Annotated in this window: 13 protein-coding genes and 1 pseudogene; 11 read left to right on the forward strand and 3 right to left on the reverse strand. The window is 75.4% G+C overall.

Annotated elements, in window-relative coordinates; translation table 11 throughout:
- The 3 genes and pseudogenes from GTR02_RS11560 to GTR02_RS11570 all read left to right on the forward strand — a co-directional run.
- A pseudogene (locus tag GTR02_RS11560) lies at positions 1-697 on the forward strand (hypothetical protein); the annotation flags it as partial.
- A gap of 103 nt (positions 698-800) precedes the next feature.
- On the forward strand, positions 801-2,630 hold the full coding sequence (locus tag GTR02_RS24410; protein WP_166607649.1) for a VanW family protein: 1,830 nt from the start codon (positions 801-803) through the stop codon (positions 2,628-2,630).
- A gap of 74 nt (positions 2,631-2,704) precedes the next feature.
- A complete protein-coding gene (locus GTR02_RS11570; RefSeq protein ID WP_205709094.1) occupies positions 2,705-3,817 on the forward strand; it encodes a diguanylate cyclase domain-containing protein in 1,113 nt (370 codons plus the stop codon).
- Here the strand turns inward: GTR02_RS11570 and GTR02_RS11575 are convergent.
- Both GTR02_RS11575 and GTR02_RS11580 read right to left on the reverse strand, forming a co-directional pair.
- Positions 3,814-5,079 carry a glycoside hydrolase family 32 protein gene (locus GTR02_RS11575; RefSeq protein ID WP_166607650.1) on the reverse strand — a complete coding sequence of 422 codons (1,266 nt, stop codon included), beginning with the start codon at positions 5,077-5,079 and terminating at the stop codon, positions 3,814-3,816. The genes GTR02_RS11570 and GTR02_RS11575 overlap by 4 nt on opposite strands.
- A complete protein-coding gene (locus GTR02_RS11580; RefSeq protein WP_166607660.1) occupies positions 5,076-6,137 on the reverse strand; it encodes a LacI family DNA-binding transcriptional regulator in 1,062 nt (353 codons plus the stop codon). The genes GTR02_RS11575 and GTR02_RS11580 overlap by 4 nt, the downstream gene beginning before the upstream one ends.
- A gap of 212 nt (positions 6,138-6,349) precedes the next feature.
- On the opposite strand from GTR02_RS11580, the gene GTR02_RS11585 reads away from it, so the two are divergent.
- The 5 genes from GTR02_RS11585 to GTR02_RS11605 all read left to right on the forward strand — a co-directional run bounded on the left by GTR02_RS11585 (position 6,350) and on the right by GTR02_RS11605 (position 12,171).
- The gene (locus GTR02_RS11585; protein ID WP_166607651.1) at positions 6,350-8,035 is read left to right on the forward strand and encodes a glycoside hydrolase family 13 protein; all 1,686 of its coding nucleotides are present in this window, start codon (positions 6,350-6,352) and stop codon (positions 8,033-8,035) included.
- A gap of 112 nt (positions 8,036-8,147) precedes the next feature.
- Positions 8,148-9,455: an ABC transporter substrate-binding protein gene (locus tag GTR02_RS11590; RefSeq protein WP_166607652.1), complete on the forward strand. Its 1,308-nt coding sequence runs from the start codon at positions 8,148-8,150 to the stop codon at positions 9,453-9,455.
- An 80-nt stretch (positions 9,456-9,535) separates the two neighbouring features.
- The gene (locus tag GTR02_RS24415; RefSeq protein ID WP_166607653.1) at positions 9,536-10,519 is read left to right on the forward strand and encodes an ABC transporter permease subunit; all 984 of its coding nucleotides are present in this window, start codon (positions 9,536-9,538) and stop codon (positions 10,517-10,519) included.
- Positions 10,516-11,466 (forward strand): carbohydrate ABC transporter permease, encoded by a 951-nt coding sequence (locus GTR02_RS11600; RefSeq protein WP_166607654.1) that lies wholly within the window; start codon positions 10,516-10,518, stop codon positions 11,464-11,466. Before GTR02_RS24415 ends, GTR02_RS11600 begins: the two co-directional genes overlap by 4 nt.
- Positions 11,467-11,586: 120 nt before the next feature.
- Positions 11,587-12,171: an HhH-GPD-type base excision DNA repair protein gene (locus tag GTR02_RS11605; RefSeq protein ID WP_166607655.1), complete on the forward strand. Its 585-nt coding sequence runs from the start codon at positions 11,587-11,589 to the stop codon at positions 12,169-12,171.
- A gap of 2 nt (positions 12,172-12,173) precedes the next feature.
- On the opposite strand, the gene GTR02_RS11610 is transcribed toward GTR02_RS11605, so the two are convergent.
- The gene (locus GTR02_RS11610) at positions 12,174-12,536 is read right to left on the reverse strand and encodes a hypothetical protein (RefSeq protein WP_166607656.1); all 363 of its coding nucleotides are present in this window, start codon (positions 12,534-12,536) and stop codon (positions 12,174-12,176) included.
- Between the two features lie 142 nt (positions 12,537-12,678).
- On the opposite strand from GTR02_RS11610, the gene GTR02_RS11615 reads away from it, so the two are divergent.
- The 3 genes from GTR02_RS11615 to tsaD all read left to right on the forward strand — a co-directional run bounded on the left by GTR02_RS11615 (position 12,679) and on the right by tsaD (position 15,955).
- Positions 12,679-14,289, forward strand: coding sequence for a GAF domain-containing SpoIIE family protein phosphatase (locus tag GTR02_RS11615; protein ID WP_166607657.1), 1,611 nt, complete (start codon positions 12,679-12,681; stop codon positions 14,287-14,289).
- Positions 14,290-14,378: 89 nt separating this feature from the next.
- The gene (def, locus tag GTR02_RS11620) at positions 14,379-14,906 is read left to right on the forward strand and encodes a peptide deformylase (RefSeq protein WP_166607661.1); all 528 of its coding nucleotides are present in this window, start codon (positions 14,379-14,381) and stop codon (positions 14,904-14,906) included.
- Complete coding sequence (gene tsaD, locus GTR02_RS11625; protein WP_166607658.1) at positions 14,903-15,955, forward strand: tRNA (adenosine(37)-N6)-threonylcarbamoyltransferase complex transferase subunit TsaD; 1,053 nt, start codon at positions 14,903-14,905, stop codon at positions 15,953-15,955. The genes def and tsaD overlap by 4 nt, the downstream gene beginning before the upstream one ends.
- Positions 15,956-16,123: the final 168 nt, after the last annotated feature.

Consider the following 16,123-nt stretch of genomic DNA (forward strand, 5'->3'; position numbering starts at 1 on the left):
CACCGCGAGGACGCCGACCTGGACGGCGAGCACGGCCACCAGCACGCCCCGCGGGCTGCGCGGCCTGCAGGTGGCCGCGGGCGTGCTGGTGGCCGTGCTCGCCGTCCAGGTCGGCGTCCTCGCGGTGGGCGGGGCGAGGCCCGCGGGCGCCCCGGTGGTCGCGAGCCCTCCGGCGCGATCGGGCGCCGCGGCCGTCCCGGACGTGCCCCGCGACGCCCCGGCCCCCGACCCGCTGCCGACGAGCCCGCTGCCCGCGAGTCCGGCGGCCACCGACGACGCGGCCGCGCTCGCCCGGTTGCAGGAGCTGCGCGCCCGCGGCCTCGCCGAGCACCCGCCGACGGGCCGGTGGGCGGCGCAGCTGGCCGCCAAGAGCATCGGCACGACCGACCCCGCGCAGGTCGCCGCGAACGGCAGCCACACCTTCTACGCGGGCGACATCCTCGCCCAGAGCCGCCGGATCGCCGACGGTCCGGCGGGGGCCGACGTCTTCGTGCTGCGCAGCGACGACTTCGGCGGCGGCTCCCTCGACGCGCGCGGCAACCCCTACTGGACGACGTTCGCGGCGGGCCCGTTCGCCACCCGCGAGGACGTCCAGACCTGGTGCGACAGCGTGTTCGGCGACGTCCCGGCCGCGACGCGCGGCAACGCGTGCCTGCCCCGCCGGCTCTTGCCCCCCACGGTGAGCGACCGGCCGTAAGCTGGGGGTTCCGCGCGAGCGGGGACGGGGCGCGGGGGCGCCCCGGTGGAACGGGGGGTTCGTGAGCGAGCGGGTCGGGCAGTCAGCCGAGCAGGACCGACGGGTGGACCCGCGGCCGCAGCGGCACCGCCGCACCCGGGCCTGGCTGGTCGCCGCCGGCGTGGGCGTGGTGGTCGCGGGCGGGTACGCCACCGCGGCGCTGGCGCTGGGCGGCACGGCCCCGCGCGGCACGACCGTCCTCGGCACCGACGTGGGCGGCCGCGACCGCGCGGCCGTGCGCGACGCCCTGACCGCCCCGGCCGCCGACCTCGCCGCGGCACCCGTGCCGCTGCGCGTCAGCGGGGCCGGCGCCGACGTGGCCGCGTCGCTCGACCCGGCCGCGTCCGGGCTGCGCCTGGACGTGCCGGCCACCGCCGAGCGCGTCACGGCGGCGGCCTGGGACCCGCGCGTGCTGTGGGACCACGTCGTGGGCGGGGGTGAGCAGCGCCCCGTCGTCGACGTCGACCGCGCCGCCCTGCGGGCCGGGCTGGGACCCGTGGCCGCCGGCGTGCGGACCCCGGCCGTCGAGGGCGCGGTGACCTTCCGCGTCGAGGGCGGCGCCGTGCGCCCCGTCGTCGAGCAGCCCGCCAAGGGCCGCGACGTCGACGTCGACGCCGCCGCGGACGCCGTCGCGCAGCGCTGGCCCGTCGAGGACGGCACGCCCGTCACCGTCGCCGCGCAGGGCCTGTCGCCCTCGGTCGACGCGGCCGAGGTCGAGGCCGCGGTCGCGAGCGTCGCCGCCCCGGCCGTCGCGGGGGACCTCGTCGTCGCGGGCGGCGGCCGCGAGGTCGCCCTGCCGCCCCCGGCCTTCGCCGGAGCGCTCGCGGTGCGCCCGGTCGAGGGGGAGCTGCAGCTCGTGGCCGACGGCGCCGCCCTGCGCACCGCGGTCCTGGCCGCCGACCCGGCGTTCGAGGTCGCTCCGCAGGACGCCCGCATCGCGGTCCGCGACGGGGTCCCGTCCGTCGTGCCCGCCGTCGACGGCAGCGAGGTGCCCCCGCAGGCCGTCGCGGGCGCCGTGACCACCGCGCTGGCGCCCGCGCAGGGCGCGACGACGCCGGCGACGGCCCCGACGCGCCGCGCCGAGGTGGCCCTCGCGGTGCGGCCCCCGGCCGTGACCACGCAGTCGCTGCAGGACCTCGGGATCGTCGAGCGCATCTCGACGTTCTCCACGACGCTGACGTCCGACGCCGACCGCACCAACAACATCCGCATCGCGGCGGCCGCGGTCGACGGGACGATCGTGGCGCCGGGGGCGGAGTTCTCGCTCAACGACACCGTCGGCGAGCGCACCCCGGGGCGCGGCTACCACAAGGCACCCGTCATCAGCGGGGGCAAGCTCGTCGACGGCTACGGCGGCGGCGTCTCCCAGCTGTCCACGACGCTGTTCAACAACGTGTTCTTCGCGGGCCTGGACGAGCTGGAGCACAAGCCGCACTCCTTCTACATCTCGCGCTACCCCGAGGGCCGCGAGGCGACGATCGACTGGCGCAGCATCGACAACCGGTTCCGCAACGACTCCGGCCACGGCGTCTACATCGAGGCCGGGATCGTCGGCAACCAGGTCACGGTGTCGTTCTACGGCACGCGCTTCCGCGAGGTCCGGGCCGAGAAGGGCCCGCGCACGAACGTCACGTCCCCGAAGACCGTCTACGACACCAGCTCCTCGTGCTCCTCACAGGCCCCGCACTCCGGGTTCCGGGTGCGGGTGACCCGCGTCATGACGCCCGTCGGCGGCGGGGCGGAGGTGCGGGAGAACTTCGACACCACCTACAACCGGGTCGACCGCGTCGTGTGCGGGCCCGACCCGGCGGCCCGGCCGAAGCCCGTCCCGGCGCCCGCGCCCCCGCCCGCCCCCGTCCCGCCACCCGCCCCGGCGGCTGCGCCGGCCGGCTGAGCGGGGTCAACCGCGGGCCGTCGGGCGCCGATGCTTGCCGGGGAGGCCCGTCCTCCCCGGAGGAGGTGGATCGCGTGCGGGCACGACGCGCCGACCGGCGACCCCTGCCGCCCGTCCTGGACGCGGTGGTCTTCGCGGTCGTCGGCGCCCTCTTCGGCGGCCTGCCGGCCCTCGTCCTCGACGACCTGCGCCCGGCCATGGTCAGCCCCGCCGCGTGCGCGCTCGCGGCCGCGGGCCTCGCCGTGGTGCGCTCCCCCCTGGTGCAGCGCCTCATGGGCGGCGGGCGGCTGGACAACCGGGCCCCGCTGCGGATGCTGATCGGCGGCACGGGGTTCACGCTCTGGCTGTGCGCGCTGGGCCTGCCCTGGCTCGCGTGCTCGGCGCTCGCCGTCACGACCATGGTCCACGTCGGGTGGTCGGGGCACCGCACAGCCGCGGTCGGGCTCGTCCAGGGGCTCGTCACGACCGTCGTCCTGTCGGCGGGGGTGCGCGGCGGCTGGGTGCCCTCGCTCGTGGACCCCACCACGGCCGACGTCGTCGCCGCGGTCCAGCTCCTCTTCTTCGCGCTGCTCGTCATCAACATCGGCCTGGTGACGCGGGACCGCGAGGAGGTGCAGCGGGCGCTCGAGGACGAGCGCGAGCAGCACACCCGCACCCTGCTGCACGCCGCCACCCACGACCGCCTGACGGGGCTGCTGGACCGGGCCGAGGCCGTCCGCCGCCTCGACGCCGCGCTGGCTCACGCCGCCCCGGACGCGCAGGTGGCCGTGCTGTTCGCCGACCTCGACGGGTTCAAGGCCGTCAACGACACGCACGGCCACGACAGCGGGGACCAGGTGCTGCTCGCCGTGGCCGGCCGGCTGCGGGGCCTCGTCCGCGCCGACGAGCTGGTCGCGCGCCTCGGCGGCGACGAGTTCCTGCTGGTGCTCACGGGGCTGCCGGACGCCGCCGCCGCGCGGGCCGCGGTCGCGCGCGTCGAGGCAGCCGTCGCGGGCCGCTACGACCTGGGCCCGGGGGAGGCGGCGATCGGGGTCAGCATCGGCCTCGCGGTGGCGACCGGGCCGGCCCCCGCGCCCGGTCTCGTCGCCGCGGCCGACCTCGCCATGTACGAGGTCAAGGCCGGCCGGCACGCCCCGCGCGTGGCCCTGCCGGCGGACGGCACGGCACCGGCGCCGCGCGGCGTCTAGCGCGGGTCGTCCGGCAGGCCGAGCCGGTGGACGACGACGTCGTCCGGGGTGCCGGCGCGCAGCACCCACGTGCTCGTGGCGCTCGGGTAGGCGCGGGTCGTCACGGGCGTCGGGCCCGCGAAGACCTCCACGACGCTGCCGTCGACGAGGACGCGCCACGGCCCGCCGGCGTCCGTGCTCCAGACGGCCTGCTCGTGCCCGCCGTCGGCCAGCAGCAGCTCGACGCGGCCCGTGCCGAGCGCCTCGAAGGCGCTGTGCCGCAACGCCTCCCCGTCACGCCAGGGCAGCTGCTCCCGGCGCAGCCCGGTCAGCTCGGCCGCGGGCCGGCTGCCCAGCAGGCCGTCGGCGAGGAACAGCTCGCGGGGGAGCGTGAGCACCCCGGCCCAGCCCGCCGCGCGCGACTCCTCCTCGCTGCGGCCGTGCTCCCAGGACCACGCCCACAGCAGGGCGCGCTCGGGGGTCGCGAGGACCTGGGGCGCGTAGAACGCCGGCCCGGCGTCGACGACGCCACCCGCGGTGGGCTCGAAGCGCAGGCCCGCCCCGTCGGGCACGAGGTCGCCGACGAGGTGGGCCACCCCCGACAGGTCGTGCGTGCCGTCCTCCCAGCGCCACAGCGAGACCAGGAGCACCCACCGCCCGTCCACCCGCACGAGGTTGGGGCACTCCCACACGTGGGCGGGGGCGTGCTCGGCCGCGACCGGGTGCCCGCCGTCGAGCAGCGTGCCCAGCTCGGTCCAGCGCGTCAGGTCGTCGCACGCGTAGAGGACGACGCGCGGGGTGCCGCCGCGGGCGCCGGCGCCCTGGAGCGCGTAGCGGCGCCCCTCGTGCACGAACACGAACGGGTCGCGCGCCTCCGACACCCCCGGGGCGGCCGGCATGCCCGTGGCGGGGGCCGAGCCCTGGGTCCAGGTGCGCAGGGTCCGGTCGCTGCGGGCGAGCAGGACGGCCGAGCGGCCGCTGCCGTCGGCGACCCCGCTGTAGACGGCCGTGGGGACACCGCCGTCGTCGAGCACGGTGCCCGTCCAGCAGCCGTGCGCGTCGAGCTCGCCCGGCCGCGGCCGCAGGGCGATCGGCTCCTCGTGCCAGCGCAGCAGGTCGGTGGAGCTCACGTGGCCCCAGGTGATGGCGTCGTGCACCGGGTCGTCGGGGTTGTGCTGGAAGAACACGTGGTACGTCCCGTCGACGCGGGCCACGCCGTTCGGGTCGTTGACCCACCCGCGCGGCGGCCGCCCGTGCAGGCCGGGGAAGGCGGGGTCGCTCACGAGGAACCTCCGAGGGTCGAGGGGACGAGGCCCAGGCGTGCGCCCGCGGCCCGCGGCGGCGCGGTCGTGCCGCGCACCACGAGGGTCGTGCCGGGGCGCTCGCCGTCGACGCCGACGCCGTCGAGGTCGGCCGGCACGGGCAGCCCGAGGGTGCGCAGCACCACGGCGGCCGCGCGGCGCCCGATCTCCGCGGGGAACTGGGCCACCGTGGTCAGGTCGGTGAGGTCGGCCATGGGGTGGTCGTCGAGGCCGACCAGCGACACGGCGCCGGGGACGTCCACGCGGGCGCGGCGCAGGCTGCGCAGCGCGCCGATGGCGACCTCGTCGGAGTAGGCGAAGACGCCGGTCGGCGGGTCGGGCAGCGCCAGCAGCCGGTCCATGGCGCGCGCGCCGCCGTCCGGACCCCACGGCACCGTGACGACGAAGTCCCGGCGCTCGGGCAGCCCACCCCGCTGCAGCGCCTCCCGGAACCCGGCGAGCCGGCCGCGGTCGGCCTGCCAGTCGCCGCCGTCGGGTTCCACGGTCCGGATCATCGCGATCCGCTCGTGCCCGAGCGTCACGAGGTGGTTGACGGCGGAGGCCGCCGCCGCGGCGTCGTCGATGGCCACCCACGGGTGGTCCTCGGAGGTCGCGCCCGCGAACACCAGCGCCACCCCGAGCTCGTCGAGGCGCCGGCGCTGCTCGTCGGTCATGGGCAGCGCCACGACCACGAGGGCGTCCACCTTGCGGCGCGCGGGCAGGCGGTCGAAGAACCGGCGGCGGTCCTCGGGACCCCCCACGTGGTAGAGCAGGAGGTCCAGCTCGGACTCGCGCAGCACCGCCTCGAGGCCGGCGACCACGCTGGAGAAGTACCAGAGGTGGATGGCCGGCACGACCACGCCGACGCGCCCCGTCGAGCCGCGGGCCAGGTGCGAGGCCTCCGGGGAGACGACGTAGGCCAGCTCGTCGGCGATGGCGCGGATGCGCACCCGGGTGGCCTCGCTCACGCCCGGGACGCCGCCGAGGGCGCGCGACACGGTGGAGATCGAGACCCCGGCGCGGACAGCGACGTCCGCCATGTTCACCGCGGGTTTCACGGGAGGCAGCGTAACCACAGCGCAAACGGCCGGAGGTCACGACTCGACGACGACCGTCCGGACGGGGGCGGCGATCCGGCCACGGCCACCTCTCGATCCGGTCACGTTGCGGGGCAACGGTCGAAACGGCTTGACAGGGGGTGGGCTTGAGGATCACCATCCACGCAAGCGTTTGCGACGAGCGAAGGAGCCCGATGCGCGACAGCCGGCCCGCGCCGGGCGCGACCGACGCCCGCGACCCCGCCACCGCCGACACCGGCTGGTGGCGCGAGGCCGTCGTCTACCAGGTCTACGTCCGCAGCTTCGCCGACTCCGACGGCGACGGGCTCGGCGACGTGGGCGGCCTGCGGGCGCGCCTGCCGCACCTGGTCGACCTCGGCGTCGACGCGCTGTGGATCAACCCCTGGTACCCCTCGCCCATGGCCGACGGCGGCTACGACGTCGCCGACTACCGCGACGTCGAGCCGGCCTTCGGCACGCTCGCCGACGCCGAGGAGCTCCTCGCCGAGGCCCACGCCGCCGGCCTGCGGGTCCTGCTCGACGTCGTCCCCAACCACTCCTCCGACGCGCACCCCTGGTTCCGCGAGGCGCTCGCGGGTTCCGCCGCGGCACGCGCGCGGTTCGTGTTCCGGCCGGGCCGCGGGCCGGCGGGCGCCGAGCCGCCCAACGACTGGGAGAGCGCCTTCGGCGGGCCCGCGTGGACCCGCACGCACGCGGCGGACGGCACCCCCGGCGACTGGTACCTGCACCTCTTCGCCCCCGGCCAGCCCGACTTCGACTGGACGAACCCCGAGGTCCGCGAGGACTTCGTCCGCACGCTGCGCTTCTGGTTCGACCGCGGCGTCGACGGGTTCCGCATCGACGTCGCCCACGGGCTCGTCAAGACCGAGGGCCTGCCCGACGCGGACCTGCCCCCCGGCGCCGACCGCTCCCACCCGCACCCCGCGTGGGACCAGGACGGCGTGCACGAGATCTACCGCGAGTGGCGGCGGATCGCGGACTCCTACGACCCGCCGCGCGTGTTCGTGGCCGAGGCGTGGGTGCGCAGCAGCGAGCGGCTCGCGGACTACCTGCGTCCCGACGAGCTGCACACGGCCTTCCAGTTCGACTTCCTGCGCGCGCCGTGGCGCGCGGACCTGCTGCGCTCGGTGGCCGAGGAGGCGCTCGCCGCCGCCGCGCGCGTCGGCGCCCCCAGCACCTGGGTCCTGTCCAACCACGACGTGCCGCGGCACGTGACCCGCTACGCCCGCCCGCAGCCCGAGGCGGTCCTCGACCTCGACGCCTACCGCGAGCACTCCTCGGGTCAGGTCCCCGACCTCGCCACGGGCCTGCGGCGGGCCCGCGCCGCGGCCCTGCTCATGCTCGCCCTGCCCGGCACGGCCTACGTCTACCAGGGCGAGGAGCTCGGCCTGGAGGAGGTCGAGGACCTCCCCGACGCGCTGCGCCAGGACCCGGTCTGGGTGCAGTCGGGGTTCACCGACCCCGGCCGCGACGGCTGCCGCGTCCCGCTGCCCTGGACGGGGGAGGGTCCGTCGCTCGGGTTCTCGCCGTCGGGGGCCGGCCGCCCGTGGCTGCCGCAGCCGCCGCACTGGGCGGGGCTCGCGGTCGACGTCCAGCGCGACGACCCGGCCTCGGTGCTCAGCCTCTACCGCGACGCGCTGCGCCTGCGCCGCGAGCACCTCCTGGGCCGCGACGACGTGGCGTTCCCGCCCGCCGCGCCCGGGGTCCTCGTGCTGCGGCGCGGTGACGTCGAGGTGACCGTGAACACCACCGCGGAACCCGTCGCCCTGCCCGCGGGCCGGCTGCTGCTCGCCTCCACCCCCCTCGGCGACGGTGGGCTCCTGCCCGCCGACGCCGCCGCCTGGACCACCCGTGGCTGACCACGCGGGTCCCGGCCCCCAGGACCCCGGGCCGCCGCCCGGTGACCCCGCCAACCCCCAAGGCCCCGGATCGCCCGGGGCAGCCACGCACCGTGGACGAAGGAGCCCGCACATGCGCATCAGGAAGACCCTCGGCACGGCGTTCACCGTCGGCCTCATCTCGGTCCTCGCCACCGGTTGCCTCAGCGAGCCGGGCGGGAGCGGCTCGGGCGGAGGCGGCGACGACGACGACACCGTCGAGATCATGTACGGGTTCACGGACTCGTCCTCCGGGCTGTTCCAAGCGGAGATCAACAAGTTCGCCGAGGCGCAGGGCATCAACGTCAAGTTCTCGCCGACGCCGGACTTCAACACCGTCATCACGACCCGCATCTCGGGCAACAACAAGCCCGACATCGCGATCTTCCCGCAGCCCGGGATCATGGCGGACTTCGCCCGCAGCGGTGACCTGACCGACCTCGGCACCGTCGTGGACCCGGCCAGCGTCAGCGCGATGGTGCCCGGGATCGTCGACGCCGGGAAGGTCGACGGCAAGCAGTTCGCGGTGCCCATGAGCCTGAACATCAAGAGCATCGTGTTCTACCCGAAGCAGGAGTTCACGGCCGCGGGCTACCAGGTGCCCGACACCCTCGACGGCCTGATCGCCCTGACCGACCAGATCAAGGCGACCGGCACGACGCCGTGGTGCTTCGGCATCGAGGCCGGTCCGGGAACGGGGTGGCCCGCCACGGACTGGATCGAGAACCTCATGCTGATCCAGAACGGTCCCGAGGTCTACCAGCAGTGGGTGAACCACGAGATCCCCTTCAACGCCCCGCAGGTCGTCGCGGCCGCGGACACCATGAACCAGCTGCTCCTGACCGACGGCAACGTCAACGGCGGCCGTGCGTCGATCGCCAGCAACAACTTCGCCACCGCGGCGAACCCGATGTTCGACACCCCGCCCGGCTGCTTCATGTACCGCCAGGGCAACTTCGTCGCCCGCTCGGGCGGCTTCCCCGACAACGTGCTCGCCGACATCGACAACCGCCTCGGGGTCTTCCCGATGCCGGGCGAGACCGCGGCCGACAAGCCCGTCCTCGGCGGCGGTGACCTCGCCGGCGTCTTCAACAACACCGAGGACAGCAAGAAGATCATGGACTACATGGCGTCCACGGACTTCGGCGCCGACTGGGCCAAGCAGGAGGGGTTCCTCTCGCCCCGCACCGACTTCGACCCGGCGAACTACCCGAACGAGCTGACGCGTGAGCTGGCGAAGTTCGCCTACGAGTCCACCGCGTTCGTCTTCGACGGCTCCGACCAGATGCCCGGTGAGGTCGGGTCCGGGTCGTTCTGGGCCCAGATGGTCGCCTGGATCAGCGGGTCCGAGGACGCGAAGACCGCCCTGGACAACATCGAGGCGAGCTGGCCGGCCAGCTGATCGGACGCGGGCGGCGCCGGGCCTGAGGTCCGGCGCCGCCCGCCCGATCACCTGCCTGGTCCACCGGACGAGGAGACTCCGTGACCATCAAGATCATCAACTCGCTGCTGGCCGTCGTGTACGGCGTCGGCGGCGCCATCGTCCTCTACTGGCTGCTGAACAAGCTCACCGACCTGTTCCCGCGGCGCACGCACGAGCGCGTCAAGCCCTACGTCTTCATCCTCCCGGCGTTCGCCGCCATCTCGATCTACCTGCTCTACCCGTTCGTCCAGACGGTCGTGCTGAGCTTCGCCAACCGCGACTCCACGGCGTGGGTGGGCTTCGACAACTACACGAGCCTGCTGGGCAACCAGGCGTTCCGTGGCACGCTGTTCAACACCCTGCTGTGGATCCTCATCGTCCCGGCCCTGTCCATCGTGCTCGGCCTGCTCATCGCCACCCTCACCGACCGGCTGCGTCCGGGCGGGGAGAAGTTCACCAAGACGATCATCTTCCTCCCGCTGGCCATCAGCGCGGTCGGGGCCGGGGCCATCTGGCGGTTCGTCTACACCGCGCGCCCGCCGGGTCAGGAGCAGATCGGTCTGCTCAACGCCGTCTGGACGCGTCTCGGCGGGGAGCCGGTGGCGTGGCTGTCGCTGTCGACGGCGCACCTCAACAGCCTGCTGCTCATGGCCATCCTGGTCTGGACGCAGGCCGGCTTCGCCATGGTCCTGCTGTCGGCCGCCATCAAGGGCGTCCCCGGCGACACCCTCGAGGCGGCCCGCATCGACGGCGCCGCGGAGGGGCGGATCTTCTTCGCGATCATCGTCCCGCAGATCCGGACGACGATCATCACGGTGTTCATCACCGTCCTCATCGGGGTCCTCAAGACCTTCGACATCGTCTACGTGATGACGAACGGCAACTTCAACACCAACGTCATCGCGCTGAGCTACTACCAGCAGGCGTTCGTCAACCGGAACGCCGGCTTCGCGGCGGCCATCGTCGTCATGCTGATGGTCGTCATGGTCCCGATCATGACGTACCAGGTCCGGCAGTTCCGCGCCCAGGAGGCCACCCGATGAGCGGCACGCAGTCCGTCTCCGCCACCCCGGTCCCCGGGGCCAGCGCCGCCGGGGGCGGGCGCTCCACCCCCCGCCGCGCCCGCAAGGGCGGTGCGACCGGCGACATCGGCAAGCCCGCGAAGCTCTGGGTCCGGATCGTCCTGGCGATCCTCTGCCTCATGTGGATCGTGCCCGTGTTCGGGCTGGCGTTCACGTCGCTGCGCGCCCGGGTCGACGCCCAGGCCACCGGCTGGTGGACGGTCTTCACGGGGCCGTCGCAGCTGAGCCGGCTGACGATCGAGAACTACAGCCAGGTGATCGCGCAGGCCGACCTCGGCACGGCGCTCGTCAACAGCTTCGCGATCACCATCCCGGCGACCATCATCCCGATCCTGGTCGCCGCGTTCGCCGCGTACGCCTTCGCCTTCATGGAGTTCTGGGGCCGCGACGTCCTGCTCGTCCTCATCGTCGCGCTGCTCGTCGTGCCCAACCAGGTCGCCCTGATCCCGATCCTCAACATCTACGGTCAGCTGGGGCTCAACGGCCAGTTCGCCGCGGCGTGGCTGGCCCACATCGGCTTCGCGATGTCGCTCGCGGTGTACCTCATCCGCAACTACATGGCGACGCTGCCCAAGGAGATCATCGAGTCCGCCAAGATCGACGGCGCCTCGCACTACCAGACGTTCTGGAAGCTCATCGTCCCGATGTCGGTGCCGGCGCTCGCGTCGTTCGCCATCTTCCAGTTCCTCTGGGTGTGGAACGACCTGCTCGTCGCCCTGGTCTTCGTCGGCCCGGGCGGCAACCAGCCGCTGACCATCGCGCTGGTGTCCCTCCTCGGCCAGGAGGGCCAGGGCTGGCAGCTGCTGTCCGCGGGCGGGTTCTTCACGATGCTCGTGCCGATCATCGTGTTCCTGACCCTGCAGCGGTACTTCGTCCGCGGGCTCACCGCGGGGTCCGTCAAGGGCTGACCGCCCTCGCGCCGCGGAGCCGCCGGTCCCCTCGGGGCCGGCGGCTCCGTCGCGTCCGGGGGGCGTCCGGTCGGGGGCGGGCCCCGTGACGCGGACGGCCCGGCGCGGCAGGATGTCCGCGTGCCGACCCTCCACCTCACGCAGGACGACGTCGCGGACGAGCTGCTGAGCCGCGACCCCCTCGCGCTCCTGCTCGGGATGCTGCTGGACCAGCAGGTGCCCATGGAGTGGGCCTTCTCCGCCCCGCGCCTGCTGGCCGAGCGGATGGGGACGGCGACCCTGTCGGCGCACGACATCGCGGGCGCCGACCCGGACGTCCTCAAGGCGCACTTCCAGGGGCCGCCCGCGCTGCACCGCTACCCGGGGTCGATGGCCACCCGGGCGCAGGGCCTCGCCGCTGCGCTCGTCGAGGACTACGACGGGCGCACCGAGGCGCTCTGGGAGGACGCCCCGGACGGGCGGACCCTGCTGCGGCGCATCGCGGCCCTGCCGGGCTTCGGCGCCCAGAAGTCGAAGATCTTCGTGGCCCTGCTGGGCAAGCAGTACGGCGTCACGCCGCCCGGCTGGCGCGAGGCGGCGGGGGAGTACGGCGAGGAGGGCGCGCGGCGCTCGATCGCCGACATCGTCGACGCGACGTCGCTGCAGGAGGTGCGGGCCACCAAGCAGGAGCTCAAGCGGGCCGCGAAGGCGGCCTCGGCCGGCTGACCTCAGCCGGGTTCGTCGCCGTCCGCCGGGACGGGCCACAGGTCGAGGTCGACGCGGACGCCGGGCAGCGACGCCCGCAGCCAGTCGTGCAGCCGGTGCCCGTCGTGGGCGTAGGTCTCCTCCGAGCGCGGGGAGTCCCACGCGCACAGGTCGAGCGGGTGGTGCTCGTCGAAGTAGTGCTGCCACGCGAGCAGCTCGCGGCACAGGGCGTCCTCGACGCCGAGCTGCTGGAGGTCGCGCAGGACGTAGCCCCCCAGCTCGGCGGGCGCCCACACCGGTGTCGGCGCGTGGTAGTCGCTCATCAGCCGCAGCCGGTCGTAGTGCGGCGTCCGGTGCAGCAGCCGGAACACGGGGGCGTCGGGCACCGCAGGAGGATAGGCCTGCCGGGCACGTGCCACCACCGGGGGCGCCGGGCCGCCGGGCCGCGGGGCGCCCGCGGTGACCACCGGCGGTGATCTCCTGGGGTGATGTCCTGCGGCGCCGACCCGCGGTCCCTAGGGTCGGGCCATGGACTCACCGGGAGCGGTGGACCCCTCGCTCCTGCTGGTCTGGGAGGAGGTGGCCGACGGCGTCGTCGTGCTGGACCACCGCGACTGGCGCGTCGTGCACGTCAACGCGGCCGGCGCCGTCCTCTTCGGCCGGCCCGCCGCCGCCGTCCTCGGCCGCCCGCTGGGCGAGGTGTTCCCCGCGGCCGTCGGCTCCCCCTTCCACGAGAGCCTGCGCCGGGCGCGCGACGAGGGCGGCGTCGTGTCCTGGACCGGGCCCTTCCCCGGGTCCGCCCTGCGCGTCGAGGTCCGCGTGCTGAGCACGGGCACCCAGGTGCTGTGCGCCTTCCGCGACGTCACCGCCGCGCACGTGCTGGAGCAGGAGCGCGACGAGCTGCTGACGTCGGTGCGCCAGAGCCTTCAGCACACGCGCGACCTGCTGCAGCTGTCCGAGGCGCTCTCCGCCACGAGCACGGTCGACGACATCGCCGCCGTCGTCGTGAAGGTCGGCGGCGCGTCCTTCGGGGCGCACCACGCGACGCTCACCGTCGTCGACCACGAGCGCCGCCTGCTGCGGACGCCGCACCTCGCCGAGGTCGGCGAGGCGGCCGTGCGGGACTGGGGCGACATGCCGCTGGACGGCCCCGGCCCCGGCACGGAGGTCGTGCGCACGGGCGCGGCGCTCTTCCTCGGCGAGGCGCAGCTGCGCGAGCGCTACCCCGAGCTGGCGCCGCGCTGGGAGCGCGTGCGGTCCACCGCCGTCCTGCCGCTGCACGTCCTGGGCCGCGTCGAGGGGCTGCTCGTGCTCGTCTGGTCCACCGACCACGCGAGCGGGAGCACCGAGCAGGTCCTGCTGCGCGCCTTCGCCTCCTACGCGGGGCAGGCGCTGCAGCGGGCGTCGCTGCTCGCGGAGCGCACGGCGACGGCCCGGACGCTGCAGCAGTCGCTGCTCACGAGCGAGCTGCCGCAGCCCGCGGGCTACGAGCTGCGCGCGCTCTACGAGGCGGCGGGCGGCCTGGAGCAGGTGGGCGGCGACTGGTTCGACGGCGTCGTCCTGCCCGGCGGCGCGACGATGCTCGTGATCGGCGACGTCACGGGGCACGACATCGCCGCGGCCGCCGCGATGGGGCAGCTGCGGATCGCGCTGCGCTCGCTCGCCGTGGACCGCGACGACGCCCCCTCGCAGCTGCTCGCGCGGCTGGAGTCGGTCCTGGTGTCCCTGGGCGGGGAGCCGCTCATGGCGAGCTGCGTCGTCGGGCGGCTGGAGGGCCGGACGTTCCGCTGGACCAACGCGGGCCACCCGCCGCCGCTGCTCGTGCTGCCCGGGGGCCGGGTCCGGCGGCTGGACAGCCCGCCGGAGCTGCTGCTCGGTGTGCGGCCCGACGCGCGGCGCAGCGACCACGTCGTCGACCTCCCCGAGGGGGCCGTGCTGCTGCTCTACACCGACGGCCTCGTCGAGCTGCGCGGCTCCGACCTCGACGCGGGGATCGACCGGCTGGGCGCCGCGGCCGCGGGCCTCGCCGCGGGGGACCTGGCCGCCGGCCTGCGCGACGTCCTCACCACGGCCCTCGGCGGGGTCCCCGGCGGCGACGACACGGCCGTGCTCGCGGCGCGGGTCCTGCCGCACGCCTGAGACCCGCGGCCTCACTACGATCGACCGTCGTGGACGAGGAGAGCGCAGACGCCGCCGGCACGGACGAGCCGGGGCCCCCGGGGCCCGTCGTGTTCGAGGGCGTCGAGGGCCGGGCCCACCCGATCACGACGTACTACACGCCCGTGCTGCACCGCCGCTGCACGCCCGTCACCGAGTTCGGCCCCGGGCTGGTCCAGCTCGTGGCCGACATGTTCGCGAGCATGGCCGCGGCGGACGGCGTGGGCCTGGCCGCCAACCAGATCGGCGTCGACGCCCGCGTCTTCGTCGTGGACTGCCCCGACGAGGACGACGTCCAGGTCGTCGCCCACGTCGTGAACCCCGTCCTCGTCCTGCCCACGGGCCGCAAGCGCCGCCTCGACCTCGACGGCGAGGGGTGCCTGTCCGTGCCGGGCGAGTACGCCGAGCTCGCGCGCCCCGACCGCGCCGAGGTCCGCGGCGTCGACGTGCACGGCGAGCCGGTGAGCATCGTCGGCACGGGCCTGCTCGCGCGCTGCCTGCAGCACGAGTGCGACCACCTCGAGGGCGTCGTCTACGTCGACCGGCTGCCGCTGGAGCAGCGGACCGGCATCCTGGCCGCCGCGGGTCTCGCACCGTGAGCGCACCCGTCGTCCTCGGCATCGAGACCTCGTGCGACGAGACGGGGGTCGGGCTCGTCGCCGACGGCGTCCTGCTCGGCGACGCGCTCGCCTCGAGCATGGAGGAGCACGCGCGCTTCGGCGGCGTCGTGCCCGAGGTCGCGGCGCGCGCCCACCTCGAGGCGGTGCTGCCCGTGCTCGGGCAGGCCCTGCAGGCCGCCGACCTCGACCTCGCGGCCGTCGACGCCGTGGCCGTCACCGCGGGGCCGGGGCTGTCCACGGCCGTGCAGGTCGGGCTGGCGAGCGCCAAGGCGCTGGCCTTCGCGCTCGGCCGCCCGCTCTACGGCGTGCACCACCTCGCGGGGCACGCGGCCGTCGACGCGCTCGTGCACGGGCCGCTGCCGCAGCGCTGCGTCGCGCTCGTCGTCTCGGGCGGGCACACGTCGCTGCTGCTGCTGGGCGACCTCGCGCGCGACCCCGTCGTGCACCTGGGCGACACGACCGACGACGCGGCGGGGGAGGCCTTCGACAAGGTCGCGCGGGTCCTCGGGCTGCCCTACCCGGGGGGCCCCGCGATCGACGCGGCCGCCCGCGCGGGGGACCCGACCGCGATCCGCTTCCCGCGGGCCCTCACCCGGCCGGCCGACCCGCCCTACGCGTTCTCCTTCTCGGGGCTGAAGACCGCGGTGGCCCGGTGGGTGGAGGCCCGCGTCGACGAGGGCGGCGAGGTGCCCGTCGCCGACGTGGCGGCCTCGTTCCAGGAGGCCGTGGCCGACGTCCTGACGCGCAAGGCGCTCGCGGCCTGCCGCGAGCACGACGTCGACGCCCTCCTCCTCGTCGGCGGCGTCGCCGCGAACTCGCGCGTGCGGGCGCTGGCCGAGCAGCGCTGCGCCGCAGCGGGGATCGAGCTGCGGGTGCCGCCGCCCCGGCTGTGCACGGACAACGGCGCGATGATCGCCGCGGTCGGTGACCTGCTCGTGCGCGGGGGAGCCCCGGCGTCGGGCCTGGCCCTGGCCGCGGACCCGTCCGCGCCGCTGACGGGCGCGCTCGTCGGCGGCCCCTGGCGCTGACGGGCACCGCCACGCCACCCTGGGCGTTCACCGGGAGACCGGGACGTTCCACCACTGCTCCACCGAGGGAAGGCGACCGCACGTGCCCATCGACTACTCCAAGCGTCCGGGCTCGAGCCCCGAGCCCACCCCCGAGCCCGGACGCTTGGAGTAGTCGATGGGCACGTG

This window comes from Kineococcus siccus (assembly GCF_009906795.1).
In the GTDB taxonomy this organism is placed as follows: Bacteria; Actinomycetota; Actinomycetes; order Actinomycetales; family Kineococcaceae; genus Kineococcus; species Kineococcus siccus.

Coding starts and splice junctions, on each gene's coding strand:
- GTR02_RS11580 (WP_166607660.1), bottom strand. CDS start 6,137: ATGGCGGACGTCGCTGTCCGCGCCGGGGTCTCGATCTCCACCGTGTCG.
- GTR02_RS11585 (WP_166607651.1), top strand. CDS start 6,350: ATGCGCGACAGCCGGCCCGCGCCGGGCGCGACCGACGCCCGCGACCCC.
- GTR02_RS11590 (WP_166607652.1), top strand. CDS start 8,148: ATGCGCATCAGGAAGACCCTCGGCACGGCGTTCACCGTCGGCCTCATC.
- GTR02_RS11600 (WP_166607654.1), top strand. CDS start 10,516: ATGAGCGGCACGCAGTCCGTCTCCGCCACCCCGGTCCCCGGGGCCAGC.
- GTR02_RS11615 (WP_166607657.1), top strand. CDS start 12,679: ATGGACTCACCGGGAGCGGTGGACCCCTCGCTCCTGCTGGTCTGGGAG.